The organism is Flavobacterium sp. DG1-102-2, from assembly GCF_033042555.1.
GTDB lineage: Bacteria > Bacteroidota > Bacteroidia > Flavobacteriales > Flavobacteriaceae > Flavobacterium.
In genome coordinates this window covers 170,804-192,706 of record NZ_JAWLIK010000004.1, presented here as the reverse complement: position 1 = coordinate 192,706, position 21,903 = coordinate 170,804, and the positions used below count along the sequence as shown (strand labels likewise).

21 protein-coding genes are annotated in these 21,903 nt (G+C 36.0%); all 21 read right to left on the bottom strand.

The window, feature by feature from the left end:
* Nucleotides 1-2: 2 nt before the first annotated feature.
* The 21 genes from R1T16_RS08100 to R1T16_RS08000 are packed head-to-tail and all read right to left on the bottom strand — an operon-like array spanning nucleotide 3 to nucleotide 21,880.
* Complete coding sequence (locus R1T16_RS08100; RefSeq protein ID WP_317500595.1) at nucleotides 3-941, bottom strand: NAD-dependent epimerase/dehydratase family protein; 939 nt, start codon at nucleotides 939-941, stop codon at nucleotides 3-5.
* Nucleotides 931-2,190 carry a glycosyltransferase family 4 protein gene (locus R1T16_RS08095; RefSeq protein WP_317500594.1) on the bottom strand — a complete coding sequence of 420 codons (1,260 nt, stop codon included), beginning with the start codon at nucleotides 2,188-2,190 and terminating at the stop codon, nucleotides 931-933. The genes R1T16_RS08100 and R1T16_RS08095 overlap by 11 nt, the downstream gene beginning before the upstream one ends.
* A gap of 42 nt (nucleotides 2,191-2,232) precedes the next feature.
* The gene (locus R1T16_RS08090; RefSeq protein WP_317500593.1) at nucleotides 2,233-3,771 is read right to left on the bottom strand and encodes a polysaccharide biosynthesis protein; all 1,539 of its coding nucleotides are present in this window, start codon (nucleotides 3,769-3,771) and stop codon (nucleotides 2,233-2,235) included.
* Between the two features lie 57 nt (nucleotides 3,772-3,828).
* Nucleotides 3,829-5,094 carry a hypothetical protein gene (locus tag R1T16_RS08085; RefSeq protein WP_317500592.1) on the bottom strand — a complete coding sequence of 422 codons (1,266 nt, stop codon included), beginning with the start codon at nucleotides 5,092-5,094 and terminating at the stop codon, nucleotides 3,829-3,831.
* Nucleotides 5,094-6,134: a pseudaminic acid synthase gene (gene pseI, locus R1T16_RS08080; protein WP_317500591.1), complete on the bottom strand. Its 1,041-nt coding sequence runs from the start codon at nucleotides 6,132-6,134 to the stop codon at nucleotides 5,094-5,096. The genes R1T16_RS08085 and pseI overlap by 1 nt, the downstream gene beginning before the upstream one ends.
* Before the next feature lie 3 nt (nucleotides 6,135-6,137).
* Nucleotides 6,138-6,599: a GNAT family N-acetyltransferase gene (locus R1T16_RS08075; RefSeq protein WP_317500590.1), complete on the bottom strand. Its 462-nt coding sequence runs from the start codon at nucleotides 6,597-6,599 to the stop codon at nucleotides 6,138-6,140.
* On the bottom strand, nucleotides 6,592-7,152 hold the full coding sequence (locus R1T16_RS08070) for a GNAT family N-acetyltransferase (RefSeq protein ID WP_317500589.1): 561 nt from the start codon (nucleotides 7,150-7,152) through the stop codon (nucleotides 6,592-6,594). The genes R1T16_RS08075 and R1T16_RS08070 overlap by 8 nt, the downstream gene beginning before the upstream one ends.
* Nucleotides 7,149-7,835, bottom strand: a complete 687-nt coding sequence (gene pseF, locus R1T16_RS08065; protein WP_317500588.1) for a pseudaminic acid cytidylyltransferase — start codon at nucleotides 7,833-7,835, stop codon at nucleotides 7,149-7,151. Before pseF ends, R1T16_RS08070 begins: the two co-directional genes overlap by 4 nt.
* Nucleotides 7,836-7,846: 11 nt before the next feature.
* Entirely contained in the window at nucleotides 7,847-8,593 is a 747-nt protein-coding gene (locus R1T16_RS08060) for an imidazole glycerol phosphate synthase cyclase subunit (protein WP_317500587.1), read from the bottom strand.
* On the bottom strand, nucleotides 8,586-9,191 hold the full coding sequence (hisH, locus tag R1T16_RS08055; RefSeq protein WP_317500586.1) for an imidazole glycerol phosphate synthase subunit HisH: 606 nt from the start codon (nucleotides 9,189-9,191) through the stop codon (nucleotides 8,586-8,588). Before hisH ends, R1T16_RS08060 begins: the two co-directional genes overlap by 8 nt.
* Entirely contained in the window at nucleotides 9,192-10,343 is a 1,152-nt protein-coding gene (locus tag R1T16_RS08050) for an N-acetyl sugar amidotransferase (protein ID WP_317500585.1), read from the bottom strand.
* 3 nt (nucleotides 10,344-10,346) lie between these two features.
* Entirely contained in the window at nucleotides 10,347-11,558 is a 1,212-nt protein-coding gene (gene pseC, locus R1T16_RS08045; protein ID WP_317500584.1) for a UDP-4-amino-4,6-dideoxy-N-acetyl-beta-L-altrosamine transaminase, read from the bottom strand.
* Nucleotides 11,542-12,552: a UDP-N-acetylglucosamine 4,6-dehydratase (inverting) gene (pseB, locus tag R1T16_RS08040; protein ID WP_317500583.1), complete on the bottom strand. Its 1,011-nt coding sequence runs from the start codon at nucleotides 12,550-12,552 to the stop codon at nucleotides 11,542-11,544. Before pseB ends, pseC begins: the two co-directional genes overlap by 17 nt.
* 17 nt (nucleotides 12,553-12,569) lie before the next feature.
* Nucleotides 12,570-13,637, bottom strand: a complete 1,068-nt coding sequence (locus R1T16_RS08035) for a Wzz/FepE/Etk N-terminal domain-containing protein (RefSeq protein ID WP_317500582.1) — start codon at nucleotides 13,635-13,637, stop codon at nucleotides 12,570-12,572.
* A gap of 4 nt (nucleotides 13,638-13,641) precedes the next feature.
* Nucleotides 13,642-16,053 (bottom strand): SLBB domain-containing protein, encoded by a 2,412-nt coding sequence (locus R1T16_RS08030; protein WP_317500581.1) that lies wholly within the window; start codon nucleotides 16,051-16,053, stop codon nucleotides 13,642-13,644.
* 59 nt (nucleotides 16,054-16,112) lie between these two features.
* Nucleotides 16,113-16,991: a glucose-1-phosphate thymidylyltransferase RfbA gene (gene rfbA / locus R1T16_RS08025; RefSeq protein ID WP_317500580.1), complete on the bottom strand. Its 879-nt coding sequence runs from the start codon at nucleotides 16,989-16,991 to the stop codon at nucleotides 16,113-16,115.
* Between the two features lies 1 nt (nucleotide 16,992).
* A complete protein-coding gene (gene rfbD, locus R1T16_RS08020) occupies nucleotides 16,993-17,847 on the bottom strand; it encodes a dTDP-4-dehydrorhamnose reductase (protein ID WP_317500579.1) in 855 nt (284 codons plus the stop codon).
* The gene (gene rfbC, locus R1T16_RS08015) at nucleotides 17,848-18,396 is read right to left on the bottom strand and encodes a dTDP-4-dehydrorhamnose 3,5-epimerase (protein ID WP_317500578.1); all 549 of its coding nucleotides are present in this window, start codon (nucleotides 18,394-18,396) and stop codon (nucleotides 17,848-17,850) included. It lies immediately after the preceding gene.
* Nucleotides 18,396-19,451, bottom strand: a complete 1,056-nt coding sequence (rfbB, locus tag R1T16_RS08010; RefSeq protein ID WP_317500577.1) for a dTDP-glucose 4,6-dehydratase — start codon at nucleotides 19,449-19,451, stop codon at nucleotides 18,396-18,398. Before rfbB ends, rfbC begins: the two co-directional genes overlap by 1 nt.
* 10 nt (nucleotides 19,452-19,461) lie before the next feature.
* Nucleotides 19,462-20,472 carry an NAD-dependent epimerase gene (locus tag R1T16_RS08005; RefSeq protein ID WP_317500576.1) on the bottom strand — a complete coding sequence of 337 codons (1,011 nt, stop codon included), beginning with the start codon at nucleotides 20,470-20,472 and terminating at the stop codon, nucleotides 19,462-19,464.
* Between the two features lie 13 nt (nucleotides 20,473-20,485).
* On the bottom strand, nucleotides 20,486-21,880 hold the full coding sequence (locus tag R1T16_RS08000; protein ID WP_317500575.1) for a UDP-glucose 6-dehydrogenase: 1,395 nt from the start codon (nucleotides 21,878-21,880) through the stop codon (nucleotides 20,486-20,488).
* Nucleotides 21,881-21,903 lie beyond the last annotated feature (23 nt).

Here is a 21,903-nt window from a genome sequence, read left to right as displayed (position 1 = left end):
AATTAAGCTTTTGTTATATTATTTTTTTCCCAGGCTACTGTCTTATCAATTGCCGTATTAAAATCTGTAAATTCAAAATCAATTATTGATTGCAGTAAAGATATATCCAAGCAAAAATCTTTTATGTCAGTTGACTTTGATTCTATATACTTAATAGAAAATCCCGGTATTCTTTCCTGTATTTGTTTTAAAATAGTATTAAGCTTGTATGCTCTACCTGCTCCTAAATTAATTATCTTGTTTTGCACCCCGCTATCTATAAGCTTCATGAGTATAGCAACTAAATCGTCAATAAAAATATAATCTTTAGACTGATTCCCATCTCCCCAAATCTCCAATGATTCCCCAGAAATTGCCTTTCTAATGGCTATATTTATAACGCCTTGTTTTTCTGATTTATGAAAAGCCCCAAAAGGATTAGAGATTCTTAAGATCAGGTAATTAATCCCATAATGTATTTGATACAGCTTAAGATAATTTTCAATAGTCAATTTTACAATACCATAAGAGCTTATTGGAGTGCAGCTTTCATCTTCTTGAATCAAATGATTTTTTTCTCCATACACTGCACCTCCCGAAGATAAATACAGTATAAAAGGACAATTATGATCTCTCATAATATCTAATAGCCCTATAGTAGAAAGCAGATTACCTTTAATATCATTTTCAATGTTCTTATTAGATGATATTGGTACAGATGAAGATGCAAGGTGAAAAACCTTAGTAAACTTCCATTTAGCAAACAGCGTATTCAGAATAACCCTATCTCCGTAATCGCCTATTTCATAAACAACATTTTCGTTATAATACCGCTCTGAATTGCGGGACAAAACAATTAACTGATAATTTATTGAAGCGATATTGTTAATAAAATATTCAACTATATTTTTACCTATAAAACCAGTCCCTCCTAATAAAAGGATATTTTCTTTATTTTGCATTTACGCTTTTATAAATTTCATTTAATCGCTTACCATAGTTTTCTGGCGTATATTTTTGATATGATATTTTCGCATTTACAGAAAGCTCATCTCTCAGTGTTTTATTTTCGTACAAACGATATATTTCATTCGCTAAAGCCTTAACCAAAACTTCAGTGTTATTGCTGACCAGTATTCCATTTACATCTGTTGTTAACACTTGTGAAATACCTGCAAAATCCGTTGCTATTATAGGTTTACCTTCTCCCAACGCCATCAATAGCACTAATGGCATATCTTCATCACTTACAGATGGTAGCACAAATATATCCGCTGCTGCTATAAAATCCTGGCTATTATTCCTATATCCAAGAAGAAAAACATTTTTAGACAGATTTAAATTAGAAACCATCAACCTTAAAAGTTGTTCGTTTTCACCATTTCCCACCAAAAGCAAAGATAGTTTATCTTCTAATACTGGATGCAGGTCTAATAGTAATCTTACAGCTTTGATTAAATATTGTTGCCCCTTTCTATCAGAAAGGAAGCCAACTTGTGTAATGAGAAAATTTCCTATGCTTATATTTAGTTCAGCGCAAATTTTACTTTTATCATTCACAACGGGTACTAGTGGAACACAATTATCAACTACCAAAATTTTTTCCGAATCAAATTTGCGTTGTAAAACAAGCTGCTCTTTAGCTTTAAACGACGCATTAATAAAAAAAGAAATTTTTTTAGCAATAAACTTGTCATATGTAAAATCAAATATACCGTTACTTTTTCTCGCTTGATTATTAACCTGATAAATAATTTTTGCCTTTGCTGTTATAGAATTTGCCACAACAAGTATATTACAACTTTTTGCCCCTGGATAGCCGCCATTGTTTATATGTATAATTTCAGGCTTAACTTTCAAAAGAAAAAAAACAAATACAATAAAATTCCATAAAGAATAAACTTTGAACCATTCAAAAATAAAAAAAGGTATTTTAACCGGCTTTTTTAAAAAGCTGGGTATAGAGGAATCGTTAATTCTATTAAAAAGTGTCTCATTTGCAAGAACAGGTAAAGCAAAGTTATATCTGCGATTAAGCAATTCTTCGTTTTTTAAGCCTATTTCATAAAGCTTATGCTTTCTGTAAGCAAAAAATATAGAATACTTTTCGTTGAGTAACTGATTTTTTAACAGAAACGCCATTAGCTTTTCACTTCCTCCATATATATAACAATCGCTATAAACAAGTAATTTTTTTTTATTTTCTTTCATGCACATCAACAGATTAACTCTAATTTATAAGTTTTCCAAAAGTTAAACTTTTTTATAACTCTGCATCAATTTAGACATTTGGCTCCTCCAGCTTTCCGAAAAAAAGTATTGCATCACAAATGCAATACATATCAAACATCCGGCAGATCCGACCACAATTAACAAACTTGATTTCTCTTTATTCACAGGAAGGTAATCTCTTATAAAATATGTTGACAAAAGTATAAATAGTACAGGAAATAGCATAGGCTTAAAAATCTTATTTAAAGATTCAGCTATATTCATTCCTAAAAATTTGAGCATAAGTTTATAATATACCACGGCACTAATAATAAATGCTAAAAGTTTAAAAACCGCAAATGAAAATATCCCCCAATAGCTGTATGTGATCAAAATACCTAACCAGAAAACTATTGGTAATATTGAAGCTATAAAATACATCTCTTTTTGATGTTCTTTAGCCATAAGATAAGTAGCAACAGGGTATGTGATAAAAGCAAAAAAATTACAAAATGTAAGGAACTGCACAATTCTTATGGATTCGTAATAGTCAGAACCCACCCACGTTAATATAAGCGGGTTTGCAAACATTGCTATAGTAATAATTGGTATTACGATTATAGGAGCTATAATTGTAATTACCTGTAACAGAAAAGAATTCAACTTTTCCTCGTCTCCATAACCTATAAAATGATTAAACCTGATACTAAAGGGAGAAAAAAGTATACCAAAAATGTTTCTAAAAAAAGTTAGAATAATTAGACCTATACCATAAGACGCAACATATTCAGCCCCTAAAAATTTACCTATAGAAACGCTGTCAAGTTCATAATATAATATCCAAGAAGCAGTGAGAAATAAACTCGCAAATGCTAATCCTTTTGTTTTGTTATATACCTCCCTATCAAAATGTATTGCTTTAAGTAAACCAAAAAAATCATAACTATATTTTTTCTTGGCTATAAATATCGTTACAATAGCTGCAAAAAAATTCACGATTTGGGTAAAAAGAAAATAACCGACAATATCATATTTACCATCCCTGAAGAACCATAGCACAGAAACAATTTTCAAGAAACTGGCCGTTATGGTAGTTCTTTGAATTATATAGTCCTCCATCCTGATACCAAATATCATCTGCAATAATCTTTGGAGCAATGTAGTTGGCGTAAAAACGGCTAGTATTAATAGCAATGAAGAAGCCACATATCTGCTATTGGCAGTAGCCAATCCCTTTACTAATAATTCCGGCTTGAAACTTAAAAGAAAAAAAACAATTGAAAACAATAATATAAAAATCAACAAAATGAAATTTGTAAATCCTATTACTTTCATTTCCTCATTTTTTTCTCCTCTCGCGAAATGTTCAGCTGCATATTTTTGTCCGGCTCCAATAAATCCAAAATCTGCATATGCTAAAAACATCGTAAACGAAATACATATTGAATAAATACCATAAGTAGTAGGATTAGAAGTTAGATAAGGTATGACAATAAACATTGATAAAAAGTTCAATATCATTGCTATCCCTTGCCAGAGATAAATTTTTAAATAGTTTTTTGTATATGATTTCTGTTGCACTCTACGTTTGGTAATTAAGTGGATTATAAAAAAATAACAAGTATATATCTTTACTTTTTATTTTTTTATAATGGTTAAGAATTTCTCTTCATCTTTTATATCTACTAGTAAAAAATCATTCAGCTTATCGTAAGATATATTTTCACCAGGGTTATTGATATTGTACAAAATTTCTTCAAAACTATTTGAAAGTTTTATAAATGAATCTCCGGTAAATGGGGATACTAGAGGCATACCTTCCAAAGTCAATCCATCAAAGACCGGATCAAACAAAATATAATTTCTATGCATCTTTAAAGCATCTAAAACCATTGTTGATGTTGGCCCTACCACAAGGCTAGCTTTTGCCAGTGATTCATCCTTTGCCAATGTATCGATGGTAAAGAAATCATCGGTAAGGTTTTTTTTATAAAATTCTGGAGATTCTGAAGGGTGCAACCTTAATGTAGCTTTTTTAACCCCAAGACGTATTAAATTTTCCTTTACTAGTTCTGTATAATAAAGAATGGTTGACCTGTTTGGTAAAACTAACTGAGAAGAAATACAAGGCGTACCGCTAATACCTTTAGTAAGTACTAACACATTTTCCAAATTTGATCTTAACTCAAGGTTTGTGAAAGAAGAGTAATTATTATGCTTTAATGTAAGTATCTTTTCTGCCGGCACACCGCTTTTAACATAAATTTCTTTTAAACCTTTTCCCCAAACTATCAAATAGTCGGCCCTGTTATCATCCAAATTATTATATCTGGCTGGCAAACCATGCAGATATACGAAAGTTGGAATTCCATTTCTTTTTGCTATTGAAATTGAAAGATTTTCAAAAAAAGACAAGTCGTTTGGAACTATTAAAGCTTTAACCTTATTTAGAGAAAACAATCGAGATAACTCTGACTGGTAAGAATAAATAAGATTAATAAAATTATCTGAAAGTAGGGCCTTAACACTTTTTGATTCTATGTGCTTATTCAAACGTCTTATAATCTTTAATATGCTCCATGATAGCAATGACCTTTTTCTTCTCGAATAAGTCCAAGGTGGAAGAATTTCGTTATAATTAGATTGAAAAACATTCACATAAGCATTACTTATAACAAGACTTTTATCTTTACTTAAAGGAGTAAAATAACCAATTATATACGAATACAAAAATATATATTTTGCTAAAAGACCTTTAAAAGATAATTTGGGGCGTATTCTATTTGCTACTAAATGATCACTATAGTCAAAAAGAGCGCTATTAACACTAGTAAGGAGTAAATCATAAGTTTTAAAATCTAAATTACCAGAAATTTTATTGAAGTAATTATTGCCTTTCTGCATTATTCTAAAATTATTTGTGAATTTAGTCTATCTCCCTTGTCTAGGTCTTTATTAACTGATTTTCCGAGAATTTCGTTATAGTATTTCGGATGCATTCCAAAACCTGGTCGTATTGAACGAACATTTTTTCTGGTAATTATGTCTCCCTTTTTCATATCTTCCACGACATATAAAGAGCGTGAAAAATCCTTCCCTTTAAATTGTTTCTCTGTCAATTTATAATCAACTACACCAATAGCCTGTTCTGCCTCTCTTACTGCTTTGACCATCATCGTAAATTCCTCTTCGTTCATAGAAAAAGAAGCGTCCGGCCCGCCTATAGACCTGTCCAGGATAAAGTGTTTCTCAATAATTTTAGCGCCAAAAGCTGTAGCCACAACCGGTACCGTAGCGCCCATAGTATGGTCAGACAATCCGCTTATAACATTATAACGTTCAGCAAGGTCTTTCACCATACACATATTGGCTTCATTAATAGGTGCAGGATAGCTCGATGTGCATTTTAGCAATGCAATATCGTTATTGCCAACACGCCTGCAGGCATCTAACGCCAACTCGATATCTTCCTGTTCGGCAATTCCTGTAGAGATAATGATGGGCTTACCCTTAGAAGCTACATATTCAATTAGAGGTATATCTGTAATCTCAAAAGATGCGATCTTATACGCAGGAGCGTTTAAAGACTCTAAAAGATCAACAGCTGTGTTATCAAATGGAGAAGAGAAACATACCAATCCCACTTCTTTCGCAATCCTGAAAATCTCTTCATGCCATTCCCACGGAGTATAAGCCTCCTGGTATAATTTATATAGGTTCTTTCCTTCCCAAATGGTGCCTTTAATCAAAAAGTCTTCTTTATTGCTGTCTATAGTTATGGTATCGGCAGTATAGGTTTGCAGTTTAATACAATCGGCACCGGCACGCTTGGCAGCATGTACCGTTTCGATTGCATTTTCAAGGCTCCCGTTATGGTTAGCCGAAAGCTCGGCAATTATAAAAACCGGACTCTGTCTGTTTATTTCGAAATTATCTATTTTCATATCTTATTCTTTTATATAATGAAAACTCCTGAAGTTTTCATAATCTACCATATCACTAAATTGAAATCCTGCCTTTTCAAAAGAAAGCTTAGAACTTAAATTACTCTCTTTTATATAAGCATTTATTAAAAAACCATTGTTCGATCCTAAAAAAGAAGCTGTGGCCAAAAGCAGCATTTCTTTTGCGTACCCCTTTCCTCTATGGCCGAAATCTATAGATATGCCTATTAGTGCTTCCCTATCATTTTGCTTTTGTATACGAACCTGCCCTACATCTTCTTTATCAGCATTTACAAAAACATACATAAAGCAGGCTTCATTTTTAAGGGCTGACTCAAACCATTTTTTATGATTCCCTAAGTCTATCGGGTCAGAATTATACGACTGCCCCCTGACTTCAGGATCGTTTGCCCAGTCAAAATACAGCTGCATATCATCAATACCAGGCTTTCTTATGCTAAGCATCCTTATTTATTTTTGAGTTAATTACCACATCAAGGTACCTGCCTTCAAAAAAGCAGTGTTCTTTCAGCCTGGCTTCTTCGTTAAAACCCGATGCTTGCATCACAGGATATAAATGCGGCCTTAGGTCAAACGCATAGGTGAAAATTTTATGGAATCCTGCGTCTTTAAAAGCGGCCTCCTCTAAAAGAAAAAGGTAATTTTTCCAATAGTATTCAAACCTATCTTTTTCAAACTCTGTTTTCATTATAAATGAAACCTCGGCATTCTTGTCTATCCAGTTTATATGTACAAGGCCACCGTAACCGATAAATTCGCCATTTTCCAATAGCGTAAACAGTATCTGCCCAGGTTTTTCCTGATCAAATAACTTAGAAACAACATTAGCAAAATAAGTCTCCTGCATCGCTATAGTAAGCACTTCTGCCTGCCTTAAATGATAAATCTGCTCATTGCGCATCTTTAGTATATCAAGCTTATCTTCATCCCTTATCGGGACAAGGCTAAACGTGCCACTAGTATATGCTGAAGCCTTTAAGCATTTATAATTTCTCATTTAACGAACATTTTATATTTCAGCTCGGCCAGTTTCCAGTCATTTTCGCTGTCAATATCATGGGCACAAAGCTCATCGATCTCTATGGCGAGGGTATCCTGTGTCCTTAGGCTTCTATTTACTAAAAGCTTAAGGACATCAAAGGTATAAAACATACCGGCATCGTGAAATGCATGCTTAAAATCCTGAGTCCTTGTGGTATCATCTGCATTAAAAAAAGGGATAACCTTTCCCTCTTCTGATACTTCAACCGCCCTCTGTATAGGGTGAGAATAGGGCAGTACCGGAAAAACGCAGTCGCAGCCTTTATCCAGCAGCTGAAACGATGCCGTAAGCAAATCAGCACTTGTAAAAGGTGCGCAGGCATATATGCAGGTTGCCGCATCAAATTCGTGACCGCCCTGCCTGTAACATTCTATAACTTCAAGAAGTACATCTACAGTTGTTGCAAAGTCGTTGCTGTTACCTTCACTTCTCATAAAGGGAACTTTCGCTCCATATCGCAGGGCAACTTCTTTTATAGATTCGCTGTCGGTAGACACCATCACTTCATCATACAGGCCGCTGTCAAGGGCTGCCTGTATTGAGTATGCAATGATAGGCTTACCAAAAAAATCTTTTATGTTTTTGTTTGGAATCCTTTTACTGCCACCCCGGGCGGGTATAATCGCTATTCTTTTCAATTCAGATAAAATTAAATCCTTACCGGAATATTAATTGACTTCAGCTCATTTTTTATGTCAAGCGGTGTGTATTGTGTAAAGTGGAATATACTTGCCGAACCTACTGCCTGAACGTTGGTCTTGGAAAATAATTCAATATAATGTTCCATATTGCCACCACCACCCGCTGCAATTACAGGAATGTTGGTCATTTGTTCAACATAATGTACCATTTCTGTATCAAATCCATTCATCATACCGTCATTGTCAACACTTACCAAAATGAATTCGCCCACCTTACAGTCAATCATTTCCTGCACAAACGCCTCTACTGATTTATCAATATCCAGTTTATTATGAATCTTATAACCCTCAGGAGTTTTATATGCGTCGATAGCAATGCTTATACACTGGCTGCCAAAAAAAGCCACCGCTTCCTTAATAAATTCCTTATCAAGGAGTGCTTTGGTTTTTATCACAACTTTATCGGCACCAATCTTAAGCAGGTTATTAATATCTTCAATCGTTTCTATACCACCTCCTATAGCTACCGGCATATAGCATTCCTTAATAACATCGGCAACAAGCTTGAGGTTTATCTTTCTTTTCTGGGCAGTAGCAAAAATATCTATAAATACCAGTTCATCTACCCCCCTGTTATTATAAACCCTTGCCGCCTGTACAGGATTGCCCACCATCCTCGGATTGCCAAATTCTTTGGTCTTAACAAGACCAAAACCATTAAAAGTTAGTATAGGTATGATTCTTACTTTAAGCATTTACGTCAAAAAAAGTTTTTAAAATTGATAATCCGGCTGTCTGGCTTTTTTCAGGGTGAAACTGGGTAGCAAAAATGTTATCCTTCTGTACGCTGGCTACCACATCAAAACCATAATGTACCGTAGCAGCAATATCCTGCTTGTTTGCAGGCACTACATGATAACTATGTATAAAATAAAAATCGTTAGTTGGCAGCGACTTGTAGTAGGTATCATTGTGCACCTCTATATTATTCCATCCCATATGAGGAATATTAAGATTCTCAAGCTCAAACTTTACAACTTCACCTTCTACCCATCCTAAACCCTTGCATTCATACGGTTCGTTTCCTCTTTCAAGAATCAGCTGCATACCAAGGCAAATACCCAGAAAAGGTTTCTTTTTGGCAACAACTTCTTCAGTAAGCAATTCTACGAGGCCTCTTTCCTGGAGGTTTTCCATTCCCTGTGAGAATGAACCAACTCCGGGAAGCAAAATTGACGATGAATTTCTTATCACATCATGGTCAGCTGTAATAGTGCTCTTAACGCCCAAAAAGTTTAATGCCTTTTGAACAGATGCCACATTACCCATTCCATAATCAATTATTGCTACCATTTATTCTACTTCAAAATTTCTCACTAAATTACCTTCTGCATCTTTTTTAAAGTTGCCATTGTCATCCTGTGCAAACAGAATCGAATTTGTAAACGAATCTAGAACTGCATCAATCTCTTCTTTGCTCATTCCAGAATATTTTACAAATTCATCAACGCTATAATGAGGGTATTTACCATCATACTGCTTTACCAGCTTAAGGCCTTCCTCACGGGTAAGCCTGTTATTCCTGATATCTATACAGGCATGGTCTGTAGCACGTCCAAAACCATATTTTACATATTTTAGGTAATCATGCAGACCATGCATCTTCTCGTCAAGGTTTTCATAATTGGTGTATGTACCTTCAACAGGACCGTCTTCCTTCACTGCAAAGCCATGCTGCTTAACGATTTCAAGCTGTTTCCTGGCATCCCAGAAGAAATAGTGTCCAAGGAATATACCAACCACACCTACCCTGTCTATATCTTCGTCAGAAGGATAGAAATATGGTGTTAAATCTTTTTCGGTTAAACCATCAACACCGACCATATCCTGTATACGGTTGCCTAAAAGGCCGCCAAACTCTTCGAGCCATCTCCTGTTAAGGTGCTTGTTTTGTACAGATTCTACCGGTCCGCCGTATTCCTGCTGTGGGTTTTCGCCCCAAAGTACTAAAGGAATATTGAACTTAACTGCTATATGTATAGGTATTGTAAAAATCCCAAGATGGTTAGGCCACATTTCGTCACCAACCCTCTTAAAACCTTCAACTACCATGCTTCGGTAAGCATTGTAGTTTTTCTTGAAATAGATAACATCAATACCCATTTTAGATATGTTGTCAATATTTCGCTGGCCAAGTTCTGTAAGGTTAGTCGTCTCAAAGCATACGCAAAGCGGATTTAGCCCGCATACCTCTTTCATAAAGTAAGCCTGGTATGTGCTGTCTTTTCCGCCACTTACAGGTATAAGACAGTCATAGCCTACTTCACCCGGTGCTTTTTTATATTTATCTATAATCGAAAAGAAATCTTTTTCTCTTTGTTTCCAGTCTATTGAAGTGTCTTTTTGGTCTGCAGCAACACATGCTGAGCATACTCCTTCCTCATTAAAGAACAAATCCGGTTTTGTTTCAGGAAATAAACATTTAGAACAATAACGTATTTTCATCTCTTATTTTTTATAGTATTCTTCAATTTTATCGATAACATACAACTGCTCATCATCAGCTAAAGTAGGATACATTGGCAGACTGATACAACTCTTATAGTAATTCTCAGCCATTGGCAAATCACCTTCTTTCCAGCCAAATGACCTGTAATACGGCATTAGATGGCAAGGGATATAATGTATCTGAGCAAAAATATTGTTTTGTTTTAAAAAATTATACAGCCCAAGCCTATCTTCAACTTCTATAACATAGAGATGATAGGCATGACCTTCAATTACGCCTGACTGCCCTTTAATAAAACATTTGCCTTCAAAGGCACTATTATATTTCTGTGCAATCTCTCTTCTTTTTTCTATTCCTGAATCGGCTCTCTGCAATTGGGTAATACCTAATGCAGCCTGAAAGTCGGTTAACCTATAATTATAACCAAGAATTTGCATCTCCATGTACCATCCGGGGTAATTTTCTGCATTTGGTGTCCCTGCTGCAAAGCCAATACTGTTAGTATAAGCGTCATCATTCTTGGTAATACCATGTGTACGCAGCATCAATAGTTTTTTATATAACGCTTCATCATTAGTGGTAATCATTCCGCCTTCACCGCAAGCGATATGCTTAACCGGATGAAAAGAAAATATAGCTAGATCTGCAAATTTACCATTACCGCAATTTTGACTGTTTGCTCTTTTGTCCTGAAAAGAACCTCCAGGAGCATGACATGCATCTTCTATGATCCATAAACCGTATTCATTCGCAAGATTTCGATAGGCCTCAAGATCAACAGCTCTTCCAGCAAAATCTACAGGAATAATTCCTTTATATGTGCCCTTTGGGGATGCTTCCAACAAACTTCTTACTTTATCAATATCAAGCAAATAGGTAACAGGGTCGATATCCGCAAATATAACTTCTCCCCCACAATATCTTACACAATTTGCAGATGCTGCAAATGTAATAGGCGTGGTAATTACTTTATCCCCTTTTTTAACATCCAAAGCAAGCGCACATAAATGTAATGCAGCCGTACCATTAGAAACTGCCACGGCGTATCTCGCACCTATATAATCCGCGAACGCTAACTCAAATTCTGCAATTTTAGGCCCTTGAGTTAAATAATCTGATTGCAATGCCGCGATAACACCATTGATGTCTTCCTGAGTTATATTCTGCCGTCCGTACGGTATTGATTTTTCCTTTTTAGCTAAATGTTGCATCTACATGTTCTTTAATAAGTTCTCTTAAACCTTCGATGGTTTCCCACTCGGTATTTGTACCAGAGTTATAATTGAATCCTTCATTTACTTTCTTAGCATTGAAGAATTCAGTAAATTTATTAAGTTCAAAATTTGGGACTGACGGAAGTATTGTGAAGTATTTCCCCAAGTCATAAGTATTATATGAATCAGAGGAAGTAATCATTTCTTCATGGATTTTCTCCCCTGGCCTAATTCCTATTATATTTAGTTTACACTCAGGAGCTATCGCTTCAGCCACATCCGTAATTTTATAGGAAGGTATTTTTGGAATGAATATCTCTCCTCCCCATGCGTGTTTTATTGCATGCATAACCATATCAACACCACCTTGCAAAGATATATTAAATCTTGTCATAGACTCATCTGTAATGGGCAATACTCCCTCTGCGCGTTTCTTCATAAAAAATGGTATTACTGAACCATTAGACCCCATAACATTACCATATCGAACCACTGAAAATTTAATAGGGTTTTTGCCTTTAATATTATTAGCCGCCACAAATAATTTATCTGATGTTAGCTTAGTTGCGCCATACAAATTGATGGGAGCACATGCTTTATCAGTAGATAGTGCTACAACATCCTGAACATCTGTCGCTAAGGCCGCGTGGATAACGTTTTGTGCACCTCCGATATTTGTTTTAATACATTCATCAGGATTATATTCTGCTAAATGCACATGTTTCATTGCAGCTGCATGAATAACTATATCAACGCCCTGAAAAGCTCTTATCAACCTTTCCTGATCACGAACATCACCTAAAAAAAATCTTATTTGAGGAAAATCTTTTTCAGGATATTCCTGAGCCATCTGAAACTGCTTTTGTTCATCCCTTGACAGAATTATGAGTTTCTTAATATTGGGGTAGTCCTTAAATATGTGAGATGTAAGTGCTTTTCCCAAAGAACCAGTACCCCCGGTAATTAAAATTGTTTTGTTCTCGAAAGTCATATGATATTAATTGATTGTTATTTGAAATTAGCAAAAAAACGTCTAGCTATTAAAAATATTACTGTAAAAAAACCTGCAAGAAACCCACCATATATCAATCCTTTTAACCGTCCAAATTTCTCTTTTTTCAATGGATATATGGGTTCGTCTATTATCTGAATTAATGGAGTTTCTTTTCTTACTGCTACCTTTGCCAGTTCAGTTTGTTTTACTAATTCTCCAAGGGTAGCAGAATTTGTCTGTACATCTACTTGTCTTCTTGCGGAAGGAACTCTTTTTATGTTTAGTGCGGGATTCAATCCAAATGTTTTATCATTCGCTACAGCTACACCTTGCAGCGAATTATTAAGCTCTCCACGTATAGAATCAAGCTGTCTCTGCAAAATCGTCATATTTAGTCGTGCTTTTTCACTCTTAGTTGTAATATAAAAATCAGAAACAACAGAAGCTAGGGATTCTGTAAACACTTTTGAAAATACCTCATTTGTAGACTTTACCTCAACGGACAATATTCCTACTTTTTTATCCTTCTGAATTACTGACAAACCAGATCCAGATAAATTTTTATAAATAACTTCCAAAATACTGTCTTGTTCTCTGGTAAAATGCCGCCTATTGCTGTCAGGTAAAAACTGTATCTTTTTAAACTTCGGTTTTTCAACCCAAGCCTCTCTCCATTTTTCTTCCTGAATATACATCTCCGCTAAAGAGATTGTCTTACCTTCCAAGGTTACAGGAGTCAATAATGTTTTCTCAACCATACTTCTTGACTTGAACAGTTCTATTAGATTTGATCCTGCAAAAACGCCTCCTCCACTCCCTCCAACATCCAGTCCAAATTGATTCGCCAATCCAAAGGCACCACCAAGTCCTGAAGATTTTTCATCTTCTAAAGCAAATGTAAGTGTAGCAACATATACCGGTTTTTTTGTATACGAATATCCTACGCCCAAAGCGGCGCCTAGAATTCCTAAAAATAAAATAAGCTTAAATTTTGAAATAAGAAATTGATACCAATCTTTTATATCCAGAAATATATCTCTAATACTGATATCGTCAGACCCATTATTTTTTTCTTTTTCCATGATGCTATCTTAAAATTGCAATTACAACACCCGCAAGACTCGTTAGGATACCTGCAATACCCACAATCTCACCTGTCGAAAGTTTTCTACCTTCGGGCTTCGCGGGAACAACAATTTGTGAACCTGGTTCAATAGTAGGGTATGACTTAAAAAACAAAAATGAACCTGCGGTTTCAGCTCTTCCATTAGGGTAAATAATATAAGACTTACGTTTCCAACCTTTAGCGTCCACACCTCCCACAGAATTGATGTAGTAATTAAATCCCTTTCCTTTTCTATACGGAATTTCGGAAGTAAGTAATACATTGCCTGAAATCTTTACAGCTTCAGTAAATGCCGACACCTCTATTTCATCTCCAGGCTGCAGCAAAACATTAGAATAATGTCTTTCATTTTTTGCTATTTGCCTCCAATCCACAGGTATAGTTGCATATCTAAGTTCTGCAACTTTCTGAGTCAGTTTATCCTGAATGGTATCACCTTTACCAAGGTTTAAATCTATTCTATTAAGATCTTCTAACTGGTCAGATTTAATTGGCCTCTTAATTTTTACCCCTTCCGTATTAGCTTGAGGATTTAGCCCTCCTGCCCTTTTTATAACATCAGCGATTCTTTCATCTTTGTTTGCCAAAACGTATTTACCGGGATAAATAACAGACCCGCTCACCATAATCGTTTCAGGTTGTTCATAGACTGGTAATTTCCTGATATTAACAACGTCAAATGGCTTAAGTTTAATATTATCCAGTTGCTCATTGCTCATTGCATCTATCTCAATATTCAGCAATTCTACTTTTTGTGAATTGACCTTTATATCTTCAGATTTTATCATGCGTGCAATTTCCACCTTTTTAGATGCAGCTCCGGTTAAACCACCGGCTTCTACCAAAAGATCATTTAAGGAAAGCTGTTCTACGAAAGGATATACGCCAGGATTTTTAATTTCTCCGTTAATAGTTATCGAATAGTTTTCTTTAAAGTCTAACAACGAATAAACCGTCAATACATCTTCACGTTTTAATTCAATATCAGATTCTGCGTCTCCGCTTATTGCCTTACCAATATTAACTTCAACGATTTCAGATGTAAGATCCGGCCTTTGCCTAACAATCCTGCCACGCTGAGTATACGCATCTTCGCGCAAACCATCTGCTTTTTTTATAAGGTCTGATACCTTCATACCCGCTGTAAAAGAGAATTGATTTGGCCTAAAGACAGCTCCTTCAATTGTCACCCTGTTTTCAAAACGGCTTAAAATTTTAGACACTTTGTAAACATCACCAGCATGGGGTTTGTAGGTCAAATATTCCGAAGCATAAATATCGCTTACTTTATATTCTTTATCAGTTTTTTGAACCACGTTGACAGAAGCAGTATATGCTACATCGCTAAATCCTGAAGCAAAAGACAAAAGATCGGAAAAAGTTTCTTCCCCTTTCATCTCAAAGATTCCCGGACGTTTTACTTCCCCTTCTAAAATAACCCTCTTTTTATATACAGGAATCTTAATAACATCATTATCTTTAAGTCCTACATCATCTGATTTATCGCCATTTACTAAGAAGCGATAGATATCAATATTCTTATAAACTTTATTTCCACGAATGAGTTGGATATTCCTGTAACTTCCATTATCTGCCGGACCACCTGCTAAATGCAAAGCGTTATAAACGCTTGCCAAAGACGAAATAGAATAGTTCCCCGGCTGCCTACTTCCAATTATTGTAACCCTGATAGTCCTGATAGTACCCAGACTAACAGAAACGGTAGACTGCCCTGAAGATACAGTACTATAAACTTTGGAAAGTGAAGCTTTTATCTTCTGTGTCGCTGCTTCTATTGTCATGCCAGCAACCGAAATCTGGCCAACGTACGGAATAGAGAGTTTTCCTTCTACAGATACAGGTAGGCTTGCATTAAATTCCTGAACGCCATAAACCGAAATCTGCATTTCATCCCCGGGCCCTAAAACATAGTTGAGCGGGGTAGCAAGTTTATAATCTGGTGCAAAGTTCAGAGTCGGATTGCTGAACAATTCCGAACCAAAAATCAATGGATCTATAGCCGGAGTACCGTCCCCATCGGGTTTCGCAGCATCCTCATCAGAAACTTTTTGTTTCCTTGCAACATCAGAGCTACTTGAAGTCGTATTACCTTGAGTCTGCAATTTAGATAATCGAAGTTTTAACTTGTCAAACTCCCCTTTTGACATCCCTTTTGATATAGCCATCGGCTCGACGCTTTCTATTGTAGATCCATTAGCAACCAATTGTGATTGTATTTGCCTTATCTGATCGTCAGACAAATCGTCAACCACGACAGCCTTTAGATCATTGCTTTTAAATATGTTCTGCCCAAAAACAGGTGAAGACATACTAAGGGTAAGCAATACAATAAAAGCGATTATCTTATTCATAAATTTCATAAATTATAGCAAAATATTAAATGCTGTAAATTTTCAAATGGTGTAACTGATTATTTTCTTTCTGCGAGTTTAAGAAGATATTTTCCATATTCATTCTTCTTTAGAGGCTCTGCCAGTTCCAATAGTTTTTGCTTATTTATGTATCCCATTTCAAAAGCAATCTCCTCCAGACAGGCTACTTTAAGCCCCTGGCGCTTCTCTATTGTCTGTATATAGTTAGAAGCTTCCAGCAATGACTCGTGCGTACCTGTATCAAGCCATGCATAGCCTCTGCCCATCAATTCCACTTTAAGGGTTTTATCTTCAAGATAGACCTGGTTAACAGTTGTAATCTCAAGTTCGCCCCTATCACTCGGTTTAATATTCTTTGAAACACCTACAACAGAATTAGGATAAAAATATAAACCTACAACGGCATAATTACTTTTTGGCACGGCAGGCTTTTCCTCAATAGAAATAACAGTTCCTTTTTCATCAAATTCAGCAACGCCGTAACGCTCAGGATCCTGAACATAGTAGCCAAATACTGTTGCTTTTTTATCTTCAGTTACGTTTTTTACTGCCGTTTTAAGCAACTCAGTAAGCCCATGTCCATAGAATATATTATCACCTAAAATAAGGCAAACATCATCAGAGCCAATAAATTTTTCTCCAATTATAAAAGCCTGTGCAAGACCATCCGGGCTTGGCTGTTCTGCATATTCAAGTTTAATTCCCAAATCATCGCCATTACCTAACAGATTCCTGAAATTAGGAAGGTCATGCGGAGTAGAGATTATAAGTATCTCATTTATCCCTGCCAGCATTAATACGGAAAGGGGATAATAGATCATCGGCTTATCATAGATGGCCATCATCTGTTTAGATACAGATTTAGTAAGCGGATATAATCTGGTTCCCGAACCGCCTGCTAATATAATTCCTTTCATTTTATATTTTTGTTAAGCAATCTGCAACACTGGTAGTCCAGTGTTTTACAGTTACGTTAAAATTATCTTTAACTTTATCCTTAGCCATTACAGAATAGTTAGGACGTTTCACAGCAGTTGGAAATTTATCTGATGTAATAGGTTTTAAATTTATTTTTATCCCATTAAGCTTGAATATCTCAAACGCAAAATCGTACCAAGACGCAACACCCTCATTACTATAATGATACAAACCAAATTTGGTGGAATCAGTATTTATGATATGATAGATAAACTCTGCCAGGTCTACTGCATAAGTTGGAGTTCCTGCTTGGTCATAAACAACTGATACTTCATCCTTTTCATTACCAAGGCGAAGCATCGTCTTAAGGAAATTGTTCTGGAATTCAGAATAAAGCCAACTGGTCCTTATTATAAAATAATCTGACATATTCTCCGTAATATGCTTTTCGCCTGCCAGTTTAGAAGCGCCATAAACTCCTGTAGGAGTGGTTTCCATATCCTCGGTTAAAGGAAGCGGGCGGGTATCACCAAATACAAAATCGGTAGATATATGTATCAGTACGATATTTTTGTTTTTACAGGCCTTTGCTAAAAGTTCCGGACCGGTAGCATTAACTAAATAAGTCGCTTCTTTTTCGGTCTCGGCCTTATCTACTGCGGTGTAAGCCGCACAGTTTATAATGTAGGACGGGTTGTGAGAAGCTATAGCTGTATTAATGCTTTCTGCATTTGTAACATCCATCTCTTTAGATGTGAGGTAGATAAATTGATTATCAATGCCTAAATCCTTTTCAAGAGACTTAATGCATAGACCTAATTGTCCGTTACCCCCTGTAACTAATACCTTCTTCATCTATTTGCTATAAGCTTCTGCCAAAGTTGGCAATATTAAATCCTTTTCAGAAAGCTCAAGTTCTTCAGCTTTTACAAGCCAATCGATACCTATAGCGGGATCATCATATATCACTCCCTTTTCCGATTCTTTATTATAATAATTATCACATTTATAAGAAAAAACAGCCGTTTCAGAAAGCACGACAAATCCATGCAGAAAACCTCTTGGTATAAAAAGCTGCAGGTTATTCTCTGCACTAAGCCTTACGGCAACATATTGCCCAAACGTAGCCGAACCAGGCCTCGCATCTACCGCAACATCAAGCACTTCTCCAGATAGCACTCTCACAAGTTTTGCCTGGGCATACTCACCTGATTGAGCATGAAGTCCTCTTAACACCCCGTAAGTAGAAAAAGACTGGTTATCCTGAACAAACTTCGTTGCCGTCCCAGTTACTTCATTAAATTTAGCTTCGTTATGGCTTTCGAAAAAATATCCCCTGCCATCATTAAATATTTTTGGCTTAAGAATTACGCATCCTTCAAGTATTGTCTTTTCAATTTCCATTATTTTGAAACGCTGTATTGATTATCATAATACTTCTGATAATCACCAGAAGTAACACTATCAAGCCATTCCTGGTTGTTTAAAAACCAGTCTATAGTTCTTTCAAGTCCTTGTTCAAAGGTAACTGAAGGTTTCCAGCCAAGCTCTTTGTTGATCTTCGTCGCATCAATTGCATAACGAAGGTCATGCCCGGGCCTATCTGTTACATAAGTGATCAGCTTTTCTGAAGTACCTTCGTCTCTACCTAGTTTTTTATCCATGATAGTACAAAGCAATTTAACAAGGTCAATATTCTGCCATTCGTTAAATCCTCCAATATTGTAAGTTTCATGGTTTTTACCTTCATGAAATACAAGATCTATCGCGACGGCGTGATCCTCTACAAACAACCAGTCACGTGTATATTTACCATCTCCATATACAGGAAGTGGTTTGTTATTAATAATGTTATTAATAAATAATGGGATCAGTTTTTCAGGAAAATGATATGGCCCATAGTTATTAGAACAATTTGTTAGTACATATGGCATGCCATACGTCTCGCCATAAGCCCTTACAAAATGATCTGAAGCTGCCTTAGAAGCAGAATAAGGTGAATTAGGATCGTAAGAAGTCTCTTCTGTAAAAAGACCTTCTGCACCAAGAGATCCATAAACCTCATCAGTACTTATATGGTAAAAACGTTTACCTTCAAAATTATCTTTCCATAATGCTTTGAATGCATTCAATAGATTCATCGTACCTATCACATTTGTTTTTACAAATGCCAGTGGATCTTTTATAGAACGGTCAACGTGAGATTCAGCAGCTAAATGCAATACTCCGTCAAACTTGTACTTATCAAACAATTCATTGATAACATCTGCATCGGTAATATCCGCCTTTAGAAAAGTATAGTTAGGCATATCCTGAATATCTTTGATATTTTCAAGATTACCGGCATAAGTTAATGCATCAAGATTGTATATCTGCACATCAGGATACCTGTTAACAAAACGCCTTACAACATGCGAACCAATAAAACCGGCTCCTCCGGTAATAACAATTTTTTTCATTTCTATATACTTATACCTTATAATAGTCTCTATACCACTCTACAAAATGGCTCACTCCGCTACTAATATCAGTACGCGGCTTATAATTGTATTCCTTTTCAAGTTCAGTTACATCTGCCCATGTTTTTTCAACATCTCCCGGCTGCATAGGCAGCATCTCTTTCACCGCAGTTTTATACGTACTTCTCTCTATTTCAGTTATAAAATCCAGAAGCTTTACAGGCTTACTGTTACCTATATTGTAAATTTCGTACAAAGATGTGGATTTTTTTTCATTATTCAACAATGTAGCCACAACTCCTTCAACAATATCATCTATGTAAGTAAAGTCTCTCGACAAGTTTCCCTTATTAAATACCTTGATAGATTTACCTTTTAAAATTGCATCAGTAAATAAAAATATTGCCATATCCGGCCTTCCCCACGGGCCATACACCGTAAAGAAACGCAACCCGATGGTCTTTATACCGAACAAATGGCTGTAGGTATGCGCCATCAGCTCGTTACTCTTTTTTGTAGCAGCATACAAACTAATAGGCTTATCTACATTGTCATCTGTCGAAAACGGAATTTTATCATTTAATCCATATACACTGGAACTGCTAGCGTAAACAAGGTTTTTAACATCATAATTCCTACAGGTTTCCAAGATATTCAAAAACCCCATAACATTGCTTTCAGCATAAGTAAAAGGATTTTCAATACTATACCTTACTCCTGCCTGTGCTGCCATATTGCAAACAGCATCAAATTTTTCCGCATCAAAAACTTTTGGAAGACCATCCCTGTCTTCAAGGTTAAGCTTTATAAACTTAAATTTATCTCTATGAATCGTTCCGGCAACAAGAGTACCTTCCCTTATATCAGTAATACCCAGCTGCTTTAAGCGGTCCAGTTTAAGATTAACATCATAATAATCGTTTATGTTGTCAAGCCCTACCACCTCATGCCCTAAAGCCAAAAGCTTTTCGCATAAATGATAGCCTATAAAACCCGCTGCACCTGTTACTAATATCTTCATATAAAAACTTTGGTTATTTTCCTATCTGCTGAAATATAAAACCTATATCTTTCATCTTGTCGCCATCAAGGATATTCCTGCCATCAAATACAAAGGCAGGCTTCTTCATGTTGTCATATATCTTTTGCCAGTCGTAAGCCTTAAACTCATCCCATTCTGTTAACACAGCAATAGCATGTGCGTCCTTACATACTGTATAAGGATCGTCACTTATACTCACCCCCAGCTTATTCTGTTCAGCGCTTCGTGTATCAAGGTAATTTAAATCCCTGTACACAACATCGCTTTCAACTTTAGGGTCGTAAACCGCTATGTTTGCCTGTTCGTTAAGCAGTTCATCAGCCACATATATTGCAGCTGATTCCCTTGTATCATTAGTATCCTTTTTAAAGGCCCAGCCCAAAAAAGCGATTTTTTTATCCGATACTGTATTATAAAGCGTCTTAACGATATTTGCAGCAAAACGCTGTTTTTGGTGGTCGTTCATTATAACAACCTGCTCCCAGTAATCTGCCACCTGATTAAGTCCGTAAGACTTTGCAATGTAAACCAGGTTAAGAATATCTTTTTGGAAACATGAACCTCCAAAACCTACCGATGCCTTAAGGAACTTAGACCCTATACGACTATCCATGCCTATGGCACGTGCTACTTCATTAACATCCGCACCTGTTCGTTCACAAAGTTCAGACATCGCATTTATAGAAGAAACGCGTTGTGCAAGAAATGCATTTGCAGTAAGTTTAGACAATTCAGATGACCATACATTTGTCGTTAGTATCTTTTCTTCAGGCACCCAGTTAGAATAAACTTCTACCAATGCATCAATGGCTTTTTTCCCCTCAGCATCTGTGTCACCACCTATAAGCACCCTGTCAGGATGTAAAAGATCCTCTACAGCCGTACCTTCTGCAAGGAACTCAGGATTAGAAAGTATCTGGAATTTTGCACCGTTACCGGTATTATCGAGTATATTTTTTATAGCCTCGGCAGTCCTTACAGGCAGTGTAGATTTCTCTACAACAATTTTACCTGTCTTTGCAACAGCAGCTATCTGTCTCGCGCAAAGCTCAATATATTTAAGATCGGCCGCCATGCCTTTACCTAAACCATACGTTTTTGTAGGTGTGTTAACCGATATAAAAATCATATCTGCCTCATCAATGGCTTTTTCTACATCAGTTGAAAAGAAAAGATTTTTACCCCTCGCCGACTGCACAACTTCTGAAAGGCCCGGCTCGTAAATAGGGATGTTATTTACATCTTCATCGTTCCATGCAGCAATTCTTTCTGCATTAAGATCTACGATGGTTACTTTTATATGCGGACATTTATGTGCTATTACAGCCATGGTGGGACCACCTACATAGCCTGCCCCAATACAGCATATATTTTTAACAATACCCATTGATTATCAATTTAATATATTTA

Coding starts and splice junctions, on each gene's coding strand:
- R1T16_RS08100 (WP_317500595.1), bottom strand. CDS start 941: ATGCAAAATAAAGAAAATATCCTTTTATTAGGAGGGACTGGTTTTATA.
- R1T16_RS08095 (WP_317500594.1), bottom strand. CDS start 2,190: ATGAAAGAAAATAAAAAAAAATTACTTGTTTATAGCGATTGTTATATA.
- R1T16_RS08085 (WP_317500592.1), bottom strand. CDS start 5,094: ATGCAGAAAGGCAATAATTACTTCAATAAAATTTCTGGTAATTTAGAT.
- pseI (WP_317500591.1), bottom strand. CDS start 6,134: ATGAAAATAGATAATTTCGAAATAAACAGACAGAGTCCGGTTTTTATA.
- R1T16_RS08075 (WP_317500590.1), bottom strand. CDS start 6,599: ATGCTTAGCATAAGAAAGCCTGGTATTGATGATATGCAGCTGTATTTT.
- R1T16_RS08070 (WP_317500589.1), bottom strand. CDS start 7,152: ATGAGAAATTATAAATGCTTAAAGGCTTCAGCATATACTAGTGGCACG.
- R1T16_RS08060 (WP_317500587.1), bottom strand. CDS start 8,593: ATGCTTAAAGTAAGAATCATACCTATACTAACTTTTAATGGTTTTGGT.
- hisH (WP_317500586.1), bottom strand. CDS start 9,191: ATGGTAGCAATAATTGATTATGGAATGGGTAATGTGGCATCTGTTCAA.
- R1T16_RS08050 (WP_317500585.1), bottom strand. CDS start 10,343: ATGAAAATACGTTATTGTTCTAAATGTTTATTTCCTGAAACAAAACCG.
- pseC (WP_317500584.1), bottom strand. CDS start 11,558: ATGCAACATTTAGCTAAAAAGGAAAAATCAATACCGTACGGACGGCAG.
- pseB (WP_317500583.1), bottom strand. CDS start 12,552: ATGACTTTCGAGAACAAAACAATTTTAATTACCGGGGGTACTGGTTCT.
- R1T16_RS08035 (WP_317500582.1), bottom strand. CDS start 13,637: ATGGAAAAAGAAAAAAATAATGGGTCTGACGATATCAGTATTAGAGAT.
- R1T16_RS08030 (WP_317500581.1), bottom strand. CDS start 16,053: ATGAATAAGATAATCGCTTTTATTGTATTGCTTACCCTTAGTATGTCT.
- rfbA (WP_317500580.1), bottom strand. CDS start 16,991: ATGAAAGGAATTATATTAGCAGGCGGTTCGGGAACCAGATTATATCCG.
- rfbD (WP_317500579.1), bottom strand. CDS start 17,847: ATGAAGAAGGTATTAGTTACAGGGGGTAACGGACAATTAGGTCTATGC.
- rfbC (WP_317500578.1), bottom strand. CDS start 18,396: ATGGAAATTGAAAAGACAATACTTGAAGGATGCGTAATTCTTAAGCCA.
- rfbB (WP_317500577.1), bottom strand. CDS start 19,451: ATGAAAAAAATTGTTATTACCGGAGGAGCCGGTTTTATTGGTTCGCAT.
- R1T16_RS08005 (WP_317500576.1), bottom strand. CDS start 20,472: ATGAAGATATTAGTAACAGGTGCAGCGGGTTTTATAGGCTATCATTTA.
- R1T16_RS08000 (WP_317500575.1), bottom strand. CDS start 21,880: ATGGGTATTGTTAAAAATATATGCTGTATTGGGGCAGGCTATGTAGGT.